This window comes from Exiguobacterium sp. SH0S1 (assembly GCF_004337165.1).
GTDB classification, from domain to species: Bacteria; Bacillota; Bacilli; order Exiguobacteriales; family Exiguobacteriaceae; genus Exiguobacterium; species Exiguobacterium aurantiacum_A.
In genome coordinates, this window is record NZ_SJVC01000002.1 from 368,641 (window position 1) to 387,774 (window position 19,134).

General features: G+C 54.5%; 22 protein-coding genes. 2 read left to right on the forward strand and 20 right to left on the reverse strand.

All coding sequences use genetic code 11. The annotated features are described in order from the left end of the window. Nucleotides 1–104: 104 nt before the first annotated feature. From EVJ20_RS08565 to glyA, 6 genes are all read right to left on the reverse strand, one after another. Nucleotides 105–821, reverse strand: coding sequence for a hypothetical protein (locus EVJ20_RS08565; protein ID WP_236636336.1), 717 nt, complete (start codon nt 819–821; stop codon nt 105–107). Between the two features lie 116 nt (nt 822–937). Then, nucleotides 938–2,176, reverse strand: a complete 1,239-nt coding sequence (locus tag EVJ20_RS08570; protein ID WP_131507916.1) for a sensor histidine kinase — start codon at nt 2,174–2,176, stop codon at nt 938–940. Between the two features lie 2 nt (nt 2,177–2,178). Next, on the reverse strand, nt 2,179–2,856 hold the full coding sequence (locus EVJ20_RS08575; RefSeq protein WP_070328189.1) for a response regulator transcription factor: 678 nt from the start codon (nt 2,854–2,856) through the stop codon (nt 2,179–2,181). A gap of 72 nt (nt 2,857–2,928) precedes the next feature. Continuing rightward, entirely contained in the window at nt 2,929–3,198 is a 270-nt protein-coding gene (locus EVJ20_RS08580) for a hypothetical protein (RefSeq protein ID WP_131464600.1), read from the reverse strand. A gap of 108 nt (nt 3,199–3,306) precedes the next feature. Next, nucleotides 3,307–4,239 carry a hypothetical protein gene (locus tag EVJ20_RS08585; protein WP_131507918.1) on the reverse strand — a complete coding sequence of 311 codons (933 nt, stop codon included), beginning with the start codon at nt 4,237–4,239 and terminating at the stop codon, nt 3,307–3,309. Nucleotides 4,240–4,242: 3 nt separating this feature from the next. Then, the gene (glyA, locus tag EVJ20_RS08590) at nt 4,243–5,496 is read right to left on the reverse strand and encodes a serine hydroxymethyltransferase (protein WP_070328192.1); all 1,254 of its coding nucleotides are present in this window, start codon (nt 5,494–5,496) and stop codon (nt 4,243–4,245) included. 130 nt (nt 5,497–5,626) lie between these two features. Here glyA and EVJ20_RS08595 point away from each other — a divergent pair, with 130 nt between their 5' ends. Beyond that, on the forward strand, nt 5,627–6,412 hold the full coding sequence (locus EVJ20_RS08595) for an alpha/beta hydrolase (protein WP_131464604.1): 786 nt from the start codon (nt 5,627–5,629) through the stop codon (nt 6,410–6,412). 38 nt (nt 6,413–6,450) lie between these two features. Here EVJ20_RS08595 and EVJ20_RS08600 read toward each other — a convergent pair whose 3' ends face one another. From EVJ20_RS08600 to rho, 10 genes are all read right to left on the reverse strand, one after another. After that, entirely contained in the window at nt 6,451–6,993 is a 543-nt protein-coding gene (locus tag EVJ20_RS08600) for a TIGR01440 family protein (RefSeq protein ID WP_370252014.1), read from the reverse strand. Further along, nucleotides 6,990–7,430, reverse strand: a complete 441-nt coding sequence (gene rpiB, locus EVJ20_RS08605; RefSeq protein WP_070328195.1) for a ribose 5-phosphate isomerase B — start codon at nt 7,428–7,430, stop codon at nt 6,990–6,992. The genes EVJ20_RS08600 and rpiB overlap by 4 nt, the downstream gene beginning before the upstream one ends. Before the next feature lie 4 nt (nt 7,431–7,434). Then, nucleotides 7,435–7,935, reverse strand: a complete 501-nt coding sequence (locus EVJ20_RS08610; protein WP_083274052.1) for a low molecular weight protein arginine phosphatase — start codon at nt 7,933–7,935, stop codon at nt 7,435–7,437. A gap of 21 nt (nt 7,936–7,956) precedes the next feature. Then, a complete protein-coding gene (locus tag EVJ20_RS08615; RefSeq protein ID WP_131464606.1) occupies nt 7,957–8,967 on the reverse strand; it encodes an L-threonylcarbamoyladenylate synthase in 1,011 nt (336 codons plus the stop codon). Then, nucleotides 8,933–9,805, reverse strand: a complete 873-nt coding sequence (gene prmC / locus EVJ20_RS08620) for a peptide chain release factor N(5)-glutamine methyltransferase (protein ID WP_131464953.1) — start codon at nt 9,803–9,805, stop codon at nt 8,933–8,935. The genes EVJ20_RS08615 and prmC overlap by 35 nt, the downstream gene beginning before the upstream one ends. Then, the gene (prfA, locus tag EVJ20_RS08625) at nt 9,805–10,875 is read right to left on the reverse strand and encodes a peptide chain release factor 1 (protein ID WP_070328198.1); all 1,071 of its coding nucleotides are present in this window, start codon (nt 10,873–10,875) and stop codon (nt 9,805–9,807) included. The genes prmC and prfA overlap by 1 nt, the downstream gene beginning before the upstream one ends. Before the next feature lie 112 nt (nt 10,876–10,987). Next, entirely contained in the window at nt 10,988–11,599 is a 612-nt protein-coding gene (locus EVJ20_RS08630) for a thymidine kinase (protein WP_070328199.1), read from the reverse strand. A 116-nt stretch (nt 11,600–11,715) separates the two neighbouring features. Further along, nucleotides 11,716–12,942 (reverse strand): cation:proton antiporter, encoded by a 1,227-nt coding sequence (locus tag EVJ20_RS08635; protein ID WP_131464608.1) that lies wholly within the window; start codon nt 12,940–12,942, stop codon nt 11,716–11,718. A 99-nt stretch (nt 12,943–13,041) separates the two neighbouring features. Continuing rightward, on the reverse strand, nt 13,042–13,284 hold the full coding sequence (locus EVJ20_RS08640; RefSeq protein ID WP_021066109.1) for a type B 50S ribosomal protein L31: 243 nt from the start codon (nt 13,282–13,284) through the stop codon (nt 13,042–13,044). Between the two features lie 82 nt (nt 13,285–13,366). Continuing rightward, on the reverse strand, nt 13,367–14,707 hold the full coding sequence (gene rho, locus EVJ20_RS08645) for a transcription termination factor Rho (protein ID WP_070328201.1): 1,341 nt from the start codon (nt 14,705–14,707) through the stop codon (nt 13,367–13,369). 378 nt (nt 14,708–15,085) lie between these two features. Here rho and EVJ20_RS08650 point away from each other — a divergent pair, with 378 nt between their 5' ends. Next, the gene (locus EVJ20_RS08650) at nt 15,086–15,781 is read left to right on the forward strand and encodes a C40 family peptidase (RefSeq protein ID WP_070328202.1); all 696 of its coding nucleotides are present in this window, start codon (nt 15,086–15,088) and stop codon (nt 15,779–15,781) included. 47 nt (nt 15,782–15,828) lie between these two features. Here the strand turns inward: EVJ20_RS08650 and EVJ20_RS08655 are convergent, their stop codons facing one another. The 4 genes from EVJ20_RS08655 to glpX all read right to left on the reverse strand — a co-directional run bounded on the left by EVJ20_RS08655 (nt 15,829) and on the right by glpX (nt 19,126). Continuing rightward, the gene (locus EVJ20_RS08655; protein WP_070328203.1) at nt 15,829–16,314 is read right to left on the reverse strand and encodes a DUF421 domain-containing protein; all 486 of its coding nucleotides are present in this window, start codon (nt 16,312–16,314) and stop codon (nt 15,829–15,831) included. 56 nt (nt 16,315–16,370) lie between these two features. Next, complete coding sequence (locus tag EVJ20_RS08660; protein WP_070328204.1) at nt 16,371–17,141, reverse strand: ABC transporter permease; 771 nt, start codon at nt 17,139–17,141, stop codon at nt 16,371–16,373. Next, the gene (locus tag EVJ20_RS08665; protein WP_070328205.1) at nt 17,131–18,057 is read right to left on the reverse strand and encodes an ATP-binding cassette domain-containing protein; all 927 of its coding nucleotides are present in this window, start codon (nt 18,055–18,057) and stop codon (nt 17,131–17,133) included. The genes EVJ20_RS08660 and EVJ20_RS08665 overlap by 11 nt, the downstream gene beginning before the upstream one ends. 100 nt (nt 18,058–18,157) lie before the next feature. Then, nucleotides 18,158–19,126, reverse strand: a complete 969-nt coding sequence (glpX, locus tag EVJ20_RS08670; protein WP_070328206.1) for a class II fructose-bisphosphatase — start codon at nt 19,124–19,126, stop codon at nt 18,158–18,160. Nucleotides 19,127–19,134 lie beyond the last annotated feature (8 nt).

The following is a 19,134-nucleotide window of genomic DNA, read 5'->3' on the forward strand; positions in this document are numbered from 1 at the left end:
GGCATAAATTCCCTCTCCATCATATCATAAGATACGAATCGATTATGTTTGCAGAAATATTACGAATCAAAAACGGGTGCCTCCAGCGGGCACCCGTTCGTTCATCAATTGTCATCATCTTGGTCGTCATCTTGATCATCTTGATTGTCATCCCGACCGTCATCACTATCATCGCTAGCGTCATCGCGATCATCTGCGCTGCTAGGGTCATCATCACGTTCGATCTCTTTGACTTGCTCTTGCATGTTCAATTCAAGTTTGACGCGATCACCGGCTGTTGGCATCTCATCATCGATTTCATAGCGAGCGGCGAGTGGGTACGTCACTTGCTTCCCGTCACGCTCAATGACGACGTCTCGATCCGAGAGGCTGACGAAACTACCGTAAATGTCGAAGTCGTCGCTCTCCCGGTCGACTTCTTTCACTTCATTGTTTTGATTGAACTCGAGTTTGACACGGTCACCGGCTTTCGGGGTGTCGTCATCGATCTCGTGGCGGGAAGCAAGTGGGTACGTCGATTCTTTTCCGCTAAAGCTGATCGTCACGTCCTGATCTGACAAGCTGACGAGCGTCCCGTATAGTTCATAGTCGTCATCGTCGACCGAACGGACGGGCACGTCACTTGAAGATGCGTTCGATTCGGAAGTAGCGGCAGCTTCCTTCGCAGCGTCGTCTTTCGCGTCGTCGGTTCCACTATTGGCACTATCGATGGCGCGTGGGATGATGACCGTATCCGTCTTGTCGTTCGCGACATACAATCCGATCCCTGCGACAGCGAGTACGGCCAGGCCGACCCCTAAAATCCACCCAAGTAATTTCATGATGTTTCCTCCTCGTTCCATGTGCTGTTCCTTCTCTACACCTTCATCATAGAACGTTGACGTTAGAGCACCACGAGGATTTCATTAGAAAATGATGAGTGCCTGAGAAACTTTCCTCATTTGGTGACGAAGAATATGCTCCCGTCCGGCGCGTTCGCGTAACTCCCAACCTTCCAACCGTTCAAGTCGGCGACTTCTTTGGCGATGGCAAGCCCGAGACCGCTGCCGCTCCGGTCGCGCGCTTCATCAAGCCGATAGAACCGGTCGAACAACCGCGCACGCGCCTCCTCGGTCAGAGTTGTCCCATGGTCACGCACCTCAATCCGATTTGATGTCATCGTTACGCTCGTGTCGGTCGCGTACTTCAAGCTGTTATCGATGAAGATGACAATCAATCGCTGCAACGAGTCACGATGTCCAGCCCAACTCCCTGCCGCGTCGATCGGGACGTGTTTTCCGTGCGACCGTTCGAACCGTTCTTCAAGTTGGAGCGCGAGATCGCTCAAATCGATCTGTTCGACTTCGATGTCCTCTAAAGCGGCGAAGCGACTCAGTTCAAGCATCGGTTCAATCAAGTCCTCCCGCATCTGTCTCGACTCGGTCAAAATATGATCAATCGCCTCGTCGCGTACGACGGGGTCATGTTGACCCCAACGTCTGAGCAACTTGGCGTACCCTTCAATAACGGTGAGCGGGGTTTTGAGTTCATGTGAAACATCCGCGACGAAACGGCGTTGTTGCTCCATCGACCCTTCGACACGGGCAATCATCTGATTGAACCCTGTCGCGAGCGTCGACACCTCATCTTGATTCGGACCGACGTCAATCGTCTCGAGGGTCCCTGATTCCGTGATCCGGCCCATCGTCGACTCGAGCCGCCGGAGCGGATCGAGTCCTTGGCGCACAATCCATAAACTTCCGACGAACGTCATCGCCACCGCGATCAAGAAAATGACGAGGAAGATCGTCGCGAGCGTCTGTAACGTCTCACTTACCGCCGCGTCTTGAAAGGCAAAACCGAGACCGTTCGACGTGGCGATGACGAACCAGTCATCAATCAGTGCCGGCTCTCCAAAATTGACGGGAAAACTCAAACCGTCTGCCGCCTGTCCGCCGATGATGCCCCAATCGCCATTGCTCTGCCGCTCGAGGACGACACTGTCCTCATGCAGTGACAGCACGGCCTGACGGTTCCGCTCATCCTCTTCGAGCAGACTGAGCGCTTGACGGAGCACGTCATAGCGAGCGTCGACGATTTGCTGGCGCGAGACGATCCAGGCGACCCCGAACGACGTGATGAGTAAAAACAGCATGAACCCGGCCATCGCGAGGGCGATTTTCGTCCGTAATTTCATACTCACTCACCACGCTTCAGCATATAGCCGACGCCTCGTACCGTCTGAATCCAAGAACCTCCGAGTTTCTTCCGTAAGTAACGCACGTATACGTCGACGACGTTCGTGTCCCCATAATAGTCGAAACCCCAGACGTGCTCGACGAGTTGGTCGCGCGTGAGCACGCGTTCCGGATGCTCGAGCAAATAGACGATCAAATCGAATTCACGACGAGTCAACTCGACTTTCTGTCCCTCGCACGTCACCTCATGCCGGTTAACGTCGACCGTGAGTCCCTCATAGGACAAAACACGTTCAGTCGCATCGACATGGACGTGCTGGCGCATCCGCAAAAATGCACGGATCCGGGCAAGCAGTTCCTCCATCTCGAACGGCTTTGTGATGTAATCATCCGCCCCAAGGTCGAGCCCGCTCACTTTATCGTACCGGTCGCCCCGCGCCGTCACCATCAAGACCGGGAGCAACGGTTGTTCTTCCTTCACCCGACGGACGACCTCGAGCCCGCTCATTTGTGGAAGCATCACGTCTAAAAGCATCAAGTCGATCCCCCCGGCGAGCGCTCGTTCAAGCCCGCTACGTCCGTCGTGGGTGACCTCGACTTGATAGCCGGCGTGCATCAGTTCAAGTTCAAGCAGTCTGGCAATTTTGGCATCGTCTTCTACGACGAGGATTGTCGGCATATAGTTCATCCTTTCTTGAAAAAAAGCGCCGAGCAGTCCGCCCGACGCATCCTTATTCTGTTCCCGGATTCATCAGTCGAAAAACGGACGAACCGCTTCTGGAATCGCCTGTTCGACGCGAAGCTCTATCGAGTCGCTGAAGCGTTCAAACGAGGATTCGATTCCCTCCGCTTGGAACGACACGTCAGTCCCGAATTGAACGATTTGATCGAGCCAGGCGTTCCCGGTCAGCGTGAAAATCAAAAATCCTGCCACTCCGGCTGCCATCAATGTGAGCGCGAGCGCCCCGATGATTGCGCCTTTCATGAATCGGGCGACTTTACCTGTTGTACTGCGTTGCATGTGCCTCTCCCCCTACTTCTTTTTCTTTACTGTACGGGAGCGGGTTGAGAAACGTTGGTGAACCAGATTAGAATTTGATGAGAAAAAGGTTGCGGCATGGCCGCAACCTCATTCGTCTTCTAGTACCGATTTCGCAATCGGTGCCCAATATGTGCCTTCCATCGCGGCGACTTCGGCGAGCGTCGTCCGGTACGCTTCGTCCCCGGCCTTCTTCTCAGCGATACCCTTCATCCACAGGACGTCTGTCTTGTAGCCCGATTCCGGGTACGTTTCGACGTACGCCGCATAGTCCGACACTTCTGCTTCTCCGAGCTTGTTGTCGACGAGGAGGCGATAGAAGCCGACGGCCTGTTCTTGCCCGGCTTTCGGCGTACCTTCGAGGAGGGCGTCCGCCTCTTTATAGCGCTTGTCTTGAACGAGCGTCTCGACATCCGCAAGCGGAATGACTTGTTGTGTCGCCGACGCTTCCTCTTCGACCGGCGCTTCTTCCGTCTGCAACGCCTCGTTCGCTTCCTCGAGACGGGCGACTTCTTGCTCGAGCTCTTCTAGCCGTTTGGCGAGCGCCTCGTCCTCGGTCACCGTCTCGACCCGTGGCGCGTCTTCAGTCACCGGTACGGCGGGTGGAGTCGCTTCAGGCCAAAATGCGAGGGCGACAAGCGCCAACGCGACGACAGCCGGTAGTCCGAGCCACTTCTTGTCCCATTTAAAGGCGGTACGCCATGGCGAGAGGTCCGCATGCTGCATGACGGCTGGCGACAACGAACGAAAGCGGCGCTTGGCCGCCTTCTTTCCGTTCGCTTTCATTTCGAGAGCGAGTCCGAGCCGATGGAACGCCGCCGGCACTTTCATCCCGAGAAGCGGCACAATCCGTTCACTCGCCTCGACGTAATAGCCGTGGTCAAGGAGGGTCATCACGACGCCAAACTCGTTCGCAACGAGACGGAACGTCGGGTCATGCTCTCCTTTTCGGATGAGCCATTCCGTCATATCGATGAGCGGCAGTTCTGCAAGTTCCCGTTCTGCTAGTGTCCGTGCGTCCATTCGTCAGCCTCGTTCAGGATAGAGCGAGAATTTCGCCGTCAAGGCACGTACGTCTTCGTGTGCCTCGGCGAGCACTGCTTCATCTTCATGGTTTGTCAGGACACGACCGATCAGGCGGGCGACTTCACGCATGTCGTCTTCTTTCAAACCGCGTGTCGTCATCGCTGCCGTCCCGAGACGGATTCCGCTCGTGACGAACGGTGATGCCGGGTCGAACGGGATCGTGTTCTTGTTGACCGTGATACCGGCCGCATCGAGCGCATGCTCGGCCGCTTTACCGGTAATGTCGATGCCACGGAGGTCGACGAGGAGGAGATGGTTGTCCGTACCGCCCGATACGATGCGGAGCCCTTCTTCTTCTAAACCTTGCGCGAGCACTTGCGCGTTTTTGATGACTTGCGCCTGATAGTCTTTAAACTCCGGTTGGAGCGCCTCTCCGAACGCCACCGCTTTCGCGGCGATGACGTGCATGAGCGGGCCGCCTTGAATACCAGGGAAAATCGACTTATCGATCGCTTTGGCGAACTCTTCTTTACAAAGAATCATCCCGCCGCGCGGGCCGCGAAGCGTCTTGTGCGTCGTCGTCGTCACGAAGTGCGCGTGCTCGACCGGGTTCGGATGGAGTCCGGCCGCGACGAGTCCGGCGATGTGGGCCATATCGACCATGAGATAGGCGTCGACGCTGTCGGCGATTTCACGGAACTTGGCGAAATCGATCGTCCGCGGGTATGCTGACGCTCCGGCGACGATCAGTTTTGGTTTATGTTCTTTCGCGAGGGCTGCGACGACGTCATAGTCGATGTGTTCTGTGTCTTTGTCCACACCGTACTCGACGAAGTTGTACTGGACGCCCGAGAAGTTGACCGGACTTCCGTGCGTCAAATGGCCACCGTGCGACAAGTTCATGCCGAGCACCGTGTCGCCCGCTTCAAGCACCGTGAAGTAGACGGCCATGTTCGCTTGCGCACCCGAATGCGGCTGGACGTTGGCGTGTTCTGCACCGAACAGTTCCTTCGCCCGGTCGCGTGCCAAGTTTTCGGCCACGTCGACGAACTCACAACCACCGTAGTAACGGCGACCTGGGTAACCTTCGGCGTATTTGTTCGTGAGAACCCCGCCTTGCGCTTCCATGACCGCTTCTGAGACAAAGTTCTCCGAGGCGATTAGTTCGATGTTCTCCCGTTGACGGGCGAGCTCGTGTTGCATCGCTTCAAACAATTCCGCATCCTGCACTTTCAACTTCGTCGTGTTTACCATGTTGAAACCCCCTCTGAATGTCTAAAAATCAACAACCCCATCGTACCATATGCTCGTTTTTTTGGGTATCGTCATAATCGGGCTCAAAGTTGGGTATGGTATTGAAGAAGAACATTAGAGGAGGATAATTATGATTGAGACGAGACAAGTGACGATTACCCCGTTCGAGCGCGAGCGGACGGTCCGGATTTATACACCTAACGACTACGAGCTGACGGACAAGCGCTACCCGGTGCTCTACATGCACGACGGACAGAACGCGTTCGACGACGCGGACGCGAGCTACAATATGAGCTGGCGCGTCGGAGAGTATTTGGACGCCTCAAAGCGCGACTTGATCGTCGTCGCCATCGATAGCGCACCGGGTGAAATGCGCCTCGACGAATACGGCCCTTGGGAAAATCCGTTCGTCGGGGAAGCGCTCTATGGTCGAGAATTGACACTAGGCGGCCAAGGCTCGGCCTACATCGAATATATCGCCCAAGAGCTGAAGCCGATGATTGACGACGCGTATCGGACGAAACCAGACGAGACCGGGATGATTGGCAGTTCGATGGGCGGCCTCATCTCGGTGTATGCCGCCTCCGTCTATCCGGACATCTTCAAACGCGTCGCTTCCTTGTCGTCAGCGTTCTGGTTCAACCAGACCGAACTCGAGCAGTTGATCGAGTCGAGTGATTTGAAAGGTATCGAGCGACTATATATGGACGTCGGCCGTAAAGAAGTCGAACAGCCGTCAGAGGATGGGCCGACGAACGAGATGTATCTCGAGTCGAGCGAGCGCGTCTACGCCTTACTACGCGACAAAGTCGATCACTTGCGTTTCGAAGTCATCGAAGAAGGTGTGCACAACGAACTCGCCTGGCGCGAACGTTTCCCGATGGTCGTATCGTATCTGTTCAGTGAAGACGTATAACGCAAAAGACAGCCGGTCGCTATGACCGGCTGTCTTTGTTATTTCGCTGGATAGTGCGCCCGAGGGCCACCGATTAGTTTCGGTCTTGTGACGGCGAACGTGACGTACGCCTCGCCGAGCTGTTTCGCCGATAACCGGACCGGGATCGCGACCGGCTTCAAGTGCATGCCGATCAACGTCGATCCGATGTCGATCCCAGCGTCCGCTTGAATCGATTCGACGACGCACGGCGCGTTGAGGCGCTCATACGCTTTCTCCGCCATCGCCCCACCCGCTGAGCGGACCGGGACGACGGTCACTTCGGTCAGACCGAACTGCTTCTGCGTCCGACGCTCGACGGTGAGGGCACGGTTAATGTGCTCGCACCCTTGAAACGCCAGATGGACGCCCGTCTTGTCACGAAACGCGAGAAACGCTTCGATGAATTCCGACGCCACATCGATCGATCCGGCTTTCCCAATCGTCTTGCCGATGACTTCGCTCGTCGAACAGCCGATGATGAGGATCTTGTCCTCATCGAGCGGAAAGCGTTCGTGCAGCTCCAACAGCAGGTTCGAAAGTTCAGCTTTCATCACGGTCACTTCGTTTCGTAAGCGCTCATTTTGTCGACACGGTTCGAGTGACGTCCGCCCTCGAAATCTGTATCGAGCCACGTCGCCACCAAGTCAATCGCGAGCCCCGGTCCGACGACACGCTCGCCCATCGTCATGATGTTTGAGTCGTTGTGTTGACGTGTCGCCTTGGCGCTGAACGAGTCGTGAACGAGTGCTGCGCGGATCCCTTTAACTTTGTTCGCCGCAATGCCGATACCGATCCCTGTGCCGCAAATCAAGATGCCGCGGTCGAACTCGCCGGCAGCGACAGCCTCAGCGACCGGGATGGCTACGTCTGGATAATCGATCGACTCGGCCGAGTGTGTCCCGAAATCTTTATACTCGTGGCCAAGCTCTTCTAGTAATCCAATGATGTCTTTTTTTAAGTTGAATCCGCCGTGGTCGGCGCCGATTGCAATTTTCATGTGTTCATTCCCCCGTCTTCTTTGGTAGGCGTCTCGGTGGTTTCGTCACCTTTGACCCGTCATTCGTCAATTTTAGCACAAGTCGATTGACGAGTGGTTCGAGTTCGTTTCGGACTTGGCGATAGACGTTCATCGAGCCTCCGAACGGGTCGTTAATGTCACGTTCGAGCCCGGTCACGAACTCATATAATGTGAACGTACGATCGGCCAAATCCGGATACGTATCCCGAATCTGTTCGCGGTGTGCCCGCGTCATCGTCAAAATGATGTCTGCCCAACGTCCGAGTACGTCGTCGAACGTCTGCGTCACGTGTTCGAGTTCAATCCCTCGTTCACGTAATACTTGAAGAGCGTTTTCTGAGGCATCAAACCCTTGCATCGTCCGAACTCCAGCCGAACGAATATCAAATTCGTCGCCTGTCACTTTCGAGCGGAGCAGGGCCATCGCCATCGGGCTTCGGCATGTGTTCCCACTACATATGAATAATACGCGTTTCATTGACATCGCGTGATCCTCCTCATGTCCTTAAGCCTCTTCCTCTAGACGGATGATCTTCCCGCCTGCCGCTTTATACAAGCGATTATATACGGCAAGAGCGACTCCCGTCGGTTCAATCCGATTCACGTAAATCTCTTCTACATCTGTCTCATCGAATTTGCGCAACGCCTCGTAAAGTCGCTGGGCCGCTATCTCCATCGTGTCACCGAGAGAAAGCGTGACGTCAGCCGGGGTCGTTGCTTCATCAAATACGAGCGCGCCGATCCGTTTGCCCGCCGCCTGCCGCATCGTGATGGCACGGACGAGATCATCGCGTCCGCCATCGACTAAATACAAAGGTGCAGTCGGGGCATAGTGGGTGTACTTCATTCCTGGTGATCTGGGCGCGGCCGCTTCATCGCTCAAATTCGCATCGAGCGCAACTGGCCCGATGACGGCCTCGATCGCTTCTTTCGTCACGCCACCGGGACGCAAAATCGTCACCGGTTCCGTCGTACAGTCGATCACAGTCGACTCGACGCCGATGCCTGTCGGTCCCCCATCCATAATACCCGCGATCCGACCGGTCAAATCATCGGCTACGTGCTGTGCCGATGTCGGTGACGGTCGTCCTGAACGGTTCGCACTCGGCGCCGCGAGACCGAGACCGGACGTGCGGATGAGTTCGAGTGCGGCCGGATGGTCCGGCATGCGGAGGCCGATCGAGTCGAGCCCGGCCGTCACGAGTGACGACGCTCGACCGTTCGACGGTAAGATGATCGTCAAGGCACCGGGCCAAAACGCTTCCATCAAGCGTTTGGCTACCGGCGGGATGGTTTGCGCGAAATGTTCGGCCTGTTCGACCGTAGCCACGTGGACGATGAGCGGGTTGTCCGATGGTCTTCCTTTCGCCTCGAAAATCTTACGGATGGCGATATCGTTCGTCGCATCCCCGGCGAGGCCGTACACCGTCTCTGTCGGAATCGCGATCACCTCGCCCATCTTCAAGAGACGAACCCCTTCCTCAACTTCTGTTGGCTTGATCCATTTCGTTTCCATGCGCAATCCCTTCCCTCACGGCGTAGACAATTCGGTCTTTACCGTTTATATCTTTTAAAATACCCGTTTCTGCTTCAGGATAACGTTCGGACAGGTACGATTTCACAACTTGTCCTTGATTATACCCGATTTCAAACGCAATCAATTGCCAATCGGCACGTAGCACGCGTGTTGAGTCCGCGATGATTTTCCGGTAGAACTCGAGACCGTCCGCCCCCCCGAATAATGCGAGATGCGGTTCGTACCCTGCGACCGTCTCATCGAGCAGTTCATCAGCTTCGATGTAAGGCGGATTTGAGACGAGCACCCGAATCGAGTCGTCCGCGACCGGACCGAGGCAATCCCCTTCATGAAACGTCACATCGGCACGAAGCACTTCCGCGTTACGTTTTGCCACCGCAATCGCTTCCCGGGAAATATCGACCGTTTGGACGCGGACACCGAGCTCGAGACTGAGCGTGATGGCGATGGCGCCACTGCCCGTGCCGACGTCGACGATCGCGTCGTCTTCAATCGGTCCGACGTGCTCAACGACCCATTCGATCAACTCTTCGGTCTCCGGTCGCGGGATAAGTACATCCCGGTTCACAGCGAATGACCGACCGTAGAACGGGGCCTGACCAATCAAATGTTGGACCGGCTCACCGGCAAGCAGTCGCTCGAGCCCGGACTCGAACGCAGTTGTTTCGTCGTCCGAGAGTTCTTCGGATAACCGAACGATCAGACCCGTCCGGTCGACGCCGAGCACGTGCATGAGCCACCATTCGGCAGTCGACGGGTCACGACCCGCGTCAACGAGCATGCGTTCCGCTTGTTTCAACCTTGCGGCAATCCGCATCACTCCATACCCTCCATCAAGCCGGCCTGATCTTCCATGACGAGCGCATCAATGATGTCTTCAAGCTCCCCGGCGAGCACCCGGTCGAGTTTTTGAAGCGTGAGGCCGATACGGTGGTCGGTCACGCGGCTTTGCGGGAAGTTATACGTCCGGATCCGCTCCGAACGGTCGCCCGTCCCGACGGCCGACTTCCGCTGCGCCGACAGTTCTTCGAGGTGTTCGCGCTGCATCTTGTCGTACAGGCGGGCCCGCAAGACTTTCATCGCCCGATCTTTATTTTTATGCTGTGATTTCTCGTCTTGGCATGACACGACGAGTCCTGACGGGATGTGTGTCAACCGCACGGCCGACTGGGTCGTGTTGACCGATTGACCACCCGGCCCTGACGACGTGAACGTGTCGACGCGGACGTCTTTCATGTCGATGTGCACTTCGACGTCTTCGGCTTCCGGCAAGACCGCGACGGTGGCTGTCGACGTGTGTATCCGTCCACCCGACTCCGTCGACGGGACGCGTTGCACACGGTGTGCCCCATTCTCGAATTTCAGTTTCGAGTAGGCACCGGCACCGTTGATCAAAAACGTCACTTCTTTAAAGCCGCCGAGTTCCGTATAGTTGGCGTCGATCAGCTCGGCTTTCCAGTTTTGACGCTCGGCGAATCGGGTGTACATCTTATACAAGTCGACCGCAAACAGTGCCGCCTCGTCACCACCGGCCGCCCCGCGAATCTCGACGATGACGTTCTTGTCGTCGTTCGGGTCTTTTGGGATGAGCAGGACGCGCAGCTTCGCTTCGAGCGCTTTCACAACTGGTTCGAGCAGCGCCATCTCTTCTTTCGCGAGTTCGCGCATATCGGATTCGAGCGTTCGGTCTTCTAACATCGCTTTTGCTTCTTTGTAGGCCGTACTCGTCTCTTTATAGCGTCGATACGCTTGTACCGTCTCCTCGAGTTGAGACTGTTCTTTTGAATATTGACGCAGTTTATTCGAGTCGCTGAGCACTTCCGGGTCAGCGAGCATCTCATTCAATTGCATATATCGTTCTTCTAAAACGCTTAAACGGTCAAACATCATGATCCGTCCTTTCTGTTCACCAAATCGTTCTCTTCATTATACCAAAAAACGAACCGAGCTAGCTCGGTTCGTCGACAAATTGAATACTTAGAGCGAACCGACAAAATCCTCAATCCGCTACTGTATGACGGATCGGGCGTGGTTTGTTCGGGACGTCATGACAATGGCGGCAACGCGGTTCGTACGACTCAGCGGCACCGACTAAGATGACCGGGTCCTCAAAGCGAGCCGGTTCTCCGTTGATCAAGCGCTGCGTCCGAGACGCCGGGGCGCCGCACGACAGACAGATCGCCTGCAGCTTCGTGACGAACTCGGCACGCGACAAGAGCTCCGGCATCATCGTGAACGGTTCGCCACGGAAGTCCATATCGAGTCCGGCGCAGATGACACGTTTGTCTTCTGACGCCAACTGCTCGATGACGTCGACGATCCCCTCGTCAAAGAACTGCACCTCGTCGATGGCGATGACTTGCGTCTCTTCGCGCACCGCATCGTATACATCTTGACTCGTTCGAGTCGGGACGGCCACGACCGAGTTGCCGCTATGGGAGACGACGTTCTCTTCGTGGTAGCGGTCATCGATGGCCGGCTTGAACACTTGGACCGGGATCTTACCGTAGTGCGCCCGACGGACACGGCGGATCAATTCCTCCGACTTCCCAGAAAACATACTGCCACAAATCACTTCTATCCAACCGTAACGGTTCGTCACATGCATCATTCTACTTCGCCCTCTCCATCGTTAATCGCTTTCCGATTATAACCATCTTTCAGTCATAGGAAAAGGGTTGACTTCTAACAAAAATCGGCACGGCATCATCCCGTCCCGATTTCTCTTCACTCTTCCGCTTCTTCTTCTTCTTTTTTATAATCGATCAAGTTCAATTTGCGCGCGAGCGGTCGAATCGTCAGCCCGTGCAACGTCACCGAGGTAAAGACGAGTCCGATCGTGAGCGGTAGCATCTGTGACGCATCCTCAATCCCGAGACCAGCCACTTCCTCCGCGAAAAAACCTGCGACCGTCATCGCGACGATGCCGCGTGGCGCGATCCAGCCGATGAACCCACGCTCCTTGAGCGGAAGCCCCACACCAAGCGTCGATACATAGATTGCCAGTGGTCGAACGAGAAACAAGATGCCGGCAATCGTCAACAGCAATGGCCACTGGAAGATATTCAATAGTTCTTCACGCGACAGCGACGCCGTCAGCAAGATGAATACGGATGAGATCAGCAAAATCGAGATGTCTTCCTTGAACGACTGCAGTTCCTCGATGATCTGTTCATCGCGAAGTTTCGTGTTCGCCATCGTCATCCCCATCGCCGTCACGGCAAGGAGACCGACTTCATGCATCATAAACTCGCTCAAAGAGAATAAGATCAAGACGGCCGTAAGCGTCACCGAAGCGCGTAAGTACCGCGGAATCTTCTCACCTACGAACCAGCCCATCAAGACGTGACCGAACACGTAACCGAGACCGATACCGACGAGACAAGCTCCCGCAAAGAGCAATTGTACCCACAAGTCCATGCCTTCATAGACGATGTAGCCGATTCGAATCACGAACAGGCCGAGCAACGCACCGACCGGGTCGACAATGATCCCTTCCCACTTTAAGATGGCACCGACCCGATCTTTCAGATGGGCTTGCCTGAGCAACGGGATGACGACCGTCGGGCCGGTGACGACGAATAGCGCTCCCATCGTCCAAGCGACGACCCAATGGAGACCGCCGACGTATTGAATCAACAGCGAAGCCCCAACGAACGACAACGTCACACCCGCTGTCACGATGCGGACGATCGAACGCCGGAATTGGTTGATCTCGCTTAAATGAAGCCCTAAACTACCTTCAAATAATATGATCGCGACCGCAAACGAGATGATCGGGCTGTACAAATTACCGAGCAACTCTCGCGGTTCAAACAAACCAAAGATCGGACCGGCCAACACGCCGGCAACCGTCATGATGATAATCGCCGGAATTTGGTAGCGCCACGCCAACCATTGCGAGACGATCCCGACGCCAACCAACAAGCTGATGCTAATCAATATATACTCCATGGAAGCCCCCTCATGTCAGTCTTCCGTCTCTTTACCCTCGCTTGGACAACAAAAAACCGCCAAGGGCAATCCCTAGGCGGTGTGCATACAACTTGACGATTAACGTTGGTACTTCTTGTTGAAGCGCTCGATACGACCGTCCGCAGATGCGAATTTCTGGCGACCTGTGTAGAACGGGTGCGAATCAGAAGATACATCGACACGGATGAGTGGGTATTCGTTACCATCTTCCATCGTGATCGTTTCGTTAGAGTAACGAGTCGAACCACTGATGAATTTAAACTCAGTCGTTGAGTCCATGAATACGACTTTACGGTATTCTGGGTGGATTCCTTGTTTCATTGCTTTTCAACTCCTTCTGCCCTAAGTATTCTTTCAACCTAGAGAAAGTTCACTAGAATATAATAGCACCCGGTTCACGGATTTACAAGTCCGTTTTCGTTTTTTTCACCGGGCGGCGACTCTTTTTCTTATCGGCCTCGAGCGCCGCAAAAAAGTCGAGATTTGTTTGCGTCTCACGCACACGACGCAAGAACTGATCGACGAAGTCCGGCGACTCGTTCATCGTGCGACGAATCGTCCAAAGCGAGTCGAGCTCGTCCTTGCCGAGGAGGAGTTCTTCTTTCCGCGTACCCGAACGACGGATATCGATGGCCGGGAAGATACGGCGTTCCGCGAGCTTCCGGTCGAGATGGAGCTCCATGTTGCCCGTCCCTTTGAACTCTTCATAGATGACGTCATCCATCCGCGAACCGGTATCGATGAGCGCTGTCCCGAGAATCGTCAAACTGCCGCCGTCCTCGATGTTCCGGGCCGCCCCGAAGAATTTCTTCGGTTTGTGGAACGCTGCCGGGTCGATCCCGCCCGAGAGCGTACGACCGCTCGGTGGGACGGACAGGTTATAGGCACGCGTCAACCGAGTGATCGAGTCGAGCAAGATGACGACGTCTTTCTTATGTTCGACGAGGCGCATCGCCCGCTCTAGCACGAGCTCCGAGATGCGAGTGTGATTCTCCGGTGTCTCGTCAAACGTCGAATAGGCGACGTCTGCACCCGGCACCGAACGTTGGATGTCCGTCACTTCTTCCGGACGTTCGTCGATCAATAGGATGATCAGTTCAACGTTCGGATGGTTCGTCGTGATGGAATTGGCGACTTCTTTCAATAGAGATGTCTTCCCGGCTTTCGGTGGGGCGACGATCAAACCACGTTGCCCGAAGCCGACCGGTGCGATCATATCCATGACACGGACCGATAGATGGTTCGGCTCCGTCTCGAGCACCATTTGCTTTTCCGGATAGATCGGCGTGAGCGCAGGGAAATAGTCGCGGTTCCGGGTCGAATCGGTCGTTTCCCCGTTGACCGCCTCGACGCTCAAGAGCCCTTGGAAACGTTCATTTTCTTTCGGTTTCCGGACTTTCCCGGTGACGAGATCCCCGTTCCGCAAACTAAAGCGGCGGATCTGTGAAGCGGCGATATAGATGTCTTCGGACGATTGGGAGTAGTTGATTGGTCGGAGGAAACCGAAGCCACCTTCATTTTGTGACTGCGGGTTCGGAGGGATGATCTCAAGGACACCTTCGAGGAAATAAAGGTCCTTCGATTCGGCTTGCGATTTTAAGATTCGGAACATGAGTTCACGTTTCCGTGCTTCCCGATATTGAGGCACATTCACTTCTTTTGCGATTTCATACAATTCTTTCAACGTCTTCGTCTCGAGTTCACGAAGCGTATAGTTTTTAGCTGGTTCTGTACTTTGCGTCATAAACGTCACCTGTCTTTCTTGTGATTCTATATTTGAAAAGTAATTGTAAAGTTCTTATTCATCTAATCACAATTCAATCATGCCGTCACTTTATATAAACGGCTACATATCAGTCTATTCCCTTGATTTTTAAAAGTTAACGTCCGGTACTCTTCCTTATGTAACAAAAAGGTCTCTATGCCTCCATATTGTTTCAAATATGTTACAAGAAAACTATTTTTGACTTGTGATTGAAAAATGCCATCGGTCTTACGCATGATATAGTTTATTTGCAGAGGAAACCGGGTAACAAACTCGACTTTTGCTCAACTATCGTAAACACACATCGATCATATACACTCACAGGGTTTTATTTTAAAAAACGGAGGGAATTATACTATGTTAAAGCGTTTCGCATCTATCATCGTCGCCGCCACTATCGCTTTCTCGGGTCTTGCATTCACAACAGGTGAACAAGCAGAAGCAGCTACTGGAACATTCGCTTACTCGAAAGTCAACGGCTTGAACATTCGGACATCAGCATCACTCAGCTCGTCAGTCGTTACGAAGATGAATAAAGGTCAACGCTATACATACCTCGGTAAAGTTGGCTCGTTCTACAAGATCAACTACAAAGGGACTCACCGTTACATCTCAGCGTCATCGACTTACACGTACTTGAAAGCAAACACAGCAACGGCTACTAAAGTGACAACGACTTCTTCTTCAAGCGCTCGTACGAAACTTGTCGCCGAGTCGAAGAAATACCTTGGCACACCGTACCGTTACGGCGGAACGACAACAGCTGGATTTGACTGCTCTGGTTACACAGGACATGTTTACAAGAAAGCGATCAACAAGTCAATCCCACGTGATTCACGCTCACAATACTCAAGCTCGAAAAAATTGTCGAAGTCAGCGATTCAAGCAGGCGACCTCGTATTCTTCTCACATAACGGCGGCACGATCCAACACGTCGGTATGGCAATCAGCAAGACACAAATGATCAACTCAGAAACAGGCGGCGTTAAATACGCGAGCTTCACATCAGGTTACTGGGCACCACGTTACGTCGGTGCTGGAACGTACCTCTAATTCAATAAAACCTCAAACGACTCGGTTCAGCGGAACCGAGTCGTTTTTTATTTACGAACATTTTGCAAAACGGCTTCCGTGCTCGTCAACACCGAGAACGTCCCGTCTGTCTCAAGGACGACCGCCTCGACTTTATCGTGAGCGGTCCCGCTCGAGCGGATGGCTTGGAGCACTTCGATCTCGAGCACGCGTTCTTTACGCATCTCCGCTTCTAAGTAACTCCCCCGATAATATAGCATCGTCGGTGTCGATTTGATCAGCTCGTTCACTCGTTTTGACCGATTGGCCAGCTTCGCCATGACGTATTGCAACGCGACGAGCGTGGCAAAAGCGACGAGCCCATTCAGTAGCGGTGTCTGTCGGCTCGTGAGCGTCGTCGCTAAGATCGAACCGAGCGCAACGGTCACGATAAAATCGAATGCGTTCATTTTCGAGAGCGTCCGTTTTCCTGATACACGTAATATGAAAATGATCGAGAAGTAAGCCCCGATCCCTGTCAAGATGATTTGCACCATCGTTTTGAGTTGATCCATCGTCTCCCCCCTTTTCTGTTTTTGAACAATCACTTCGAAAGCGTACTCGTCGTTCATCATTTTTGTTTCAAGGCACCCCGCGCGTTTGTCGCCGCGAAGACGACCATGATGACACTCATCCCTCCAGCCACGGCAAGGCCGGCCGACAAAGCGCCCCAGTCAATCGTCGGTTGGGTCAACACGGCCCGCATCCCTTCAAAGATATACGTCGTCGGATTGAACGTCGCCGCCACTTTGAGCCATTCCGCCTCGATCAACTCTTTCGGGACGAACGTCGTCGACAAGAAGATGAGCGGGAAGAAGAGAAGTGTCCCGGCCTGTGCGGCTTGGGCGTTCCGTGTCTTCAAGGCGACCCCGACCGAATATCCGGCAAAAGCGAGTCCGAATCCGAGAGCGAGCAAAACCGTGAACAAGAAGCCGACCACACCGACCGGAATCGATAACCCGAGTAAGAACGCGACGGCAAAGATAAGCAACGTTTGAACGAACAGTTGCAACATCCCGGCAATCATCGGTCCGAGCACGATGGCAGTCCGCGTCGAAGGTGTGAGCAGCAACCGGGCGAAATAGCCGCTCTCGATGTCACGCACTAACGCTTGGCCGGCACCCCCGGCCCCGCCGACAGCACCTGAGACGATCGATACCGGCAAGATGAAATTCAAGTAGTCGCCGCCGCCGAACTGCGGCAATGCGGCCACACTCGACAGCCCGCTCGTATAGACGAGCAAGAAAAAGACAGAAATCATCAAGTTCGGGATAAATGAAAATGGGTTGCGGATCGTCGTCATTAGACTCCGCTTTGTAAACAACCACGTTTCAGTCCACACTCGGCACACCTCCTTCGTACGATTCGCCCGTCACTTTCAAGAATACGTCGTCAAGTGACGGCTGTTTCACCGTGAGCCGCTCCGGCTGTAACGCCTGCTCATCGAGTTTCCGGACGACGTCGGTCAACGTGTAGTCGCGAAGTTCGAAGACGAGGCTCGGTCCGGTCGCGGCTTGTCCGAACAGCTCAGCGGCGGCTCGTGCTTCTGCATCGGTATGAAACACTAGAGAAATCGACTCGCCTCCGACGGTCTGCTTCAATTCTTCTGCTGTCCCTTCGACGACAATCTTACCGTGATGGATGATGGCGATGCGATCGGCCAGCTCGTCCGCCTCCTCTAAATATTGGGTCGTCAAAAAGATGGTCGTCCCGAACTCTTGATTGAGACGCCGTACCTCTTTCCAAATCTCGATTCGACTCGCCGGGTCGAGCCCGGTCGTCGGTTCATCTAAAAACAGTACGATCGGACGATGGACGAGCGTGAGCGCCAAATCAAGCCGACGCCGCATCCCGCCGGAATACGTGCCACTCTTTCGGTCAGCCGCATCCGCGAGTGAGACGACCGACAGCAGTTCCTCGGCCCGTGCTTCTGCTTCACGTTTCGTCATTTTGAACAGCCGACCTTGAAGGACGAGCAATTCCCGGCCGGTCAACACTTTATCGATGCCCGTCTCCTGGAGGGCGACACCGATGGATAACCGGACGTCCTTCTCCCGCTTGACGACATCAAACCCGTTCACGCGCGCCGACCCGCTCGTCGGTCGAATGAGTGTCGTCAACATCTGTATAGCCGTCGATTTCCCGGCCCCGTTCGGACCAAGGAACGCAAAGATTTCTCCTTGTTTTACTGAAAACGATATTCCGTCGACGGCCGGAACATCCCCGAACGTCTTGACGAGTGACTCTACTTCGATCATCGACCCCACCTCCTGCCTTACTCATTCCCGTTCTATTCATATTTTAAATATGAAAGAACGCATCAAAAAAGCTGCAGAGAGAATCTGCAGCTCGAGAGAATTAAGGTTTCATGACCATTTTCGGTTTTTTCTTCAATGAATGAATCCCTTCGACGAAACGGACCGTACCCGATTTGGCGCGCATGACGACCGAGTGTGTCTGACCGCCCTGACCCGTGAATTGGACACCACGGAGCAGTTCACCGTCTGTCACACCCGTCGCCGCGAAGATACAATCCTCGCCTTTGACGAGATCGTCAAGAAGCAGGATGCGTCCCGTGTCAGCGATGCCCATATCTTGGCATCGTTTTTCCTGGGCCGCGTCTTCCGGCAACAACCGTCCCTGGAAGTCACCACCGAGGCACTTCATGGCGACGGCTGCGATGACGCCTTCCGGCGCCCCGCCCGAGCCTAGCAAGAGATCGACACCGGTTTTCGGGAACGCCGTGTTGATGGCCGCCGCGACATCGCCGTCCGGAATCAACTTGATACGAGCTCCCGTTGCCCGGACTCGTTGAATCATCTCTTCATGACGGTCACGGTGCAAAATCGTGACGACGACGTCTTCGACGTTCTTGCCCTTCGCCTTGGCGACGATCGCGATGTTTTCTTCGATCGAGTTGTCGAGGCTGATCAGTCCCGCCGCTTCTGGACCGACCGCAATCTTATCCATATACATGTCTGGCGCGTGAAGGAGATCACCTGCGTCCGCGACCGCGAGCACCGCGAGTGCGCCCCATGTTCCCGTCGCGACGATGCTCGTCCCTTCGAGCGGATCGACGGCAACGTCGAGGCGTGAGCCGTAACCGTTCCCGACTTTCTCGCCGATGTAGAGCATCGGTGCCTCGTCCATCTCACCTTCCCCGATGACGACGATCCCTTTCATCGGAATCGTATCGAACACTTCGCGCATCGCTGTTGTGGCTGCGTCGTCCGCTTGTTCTTTCAAGCCTTTCCCCATCCAGCGGGCCGAAGACAGCGCTGCCGCTTCTGTGACCCGGACCAATTCCATTGATAAACTACGTTCCACCCGAATTC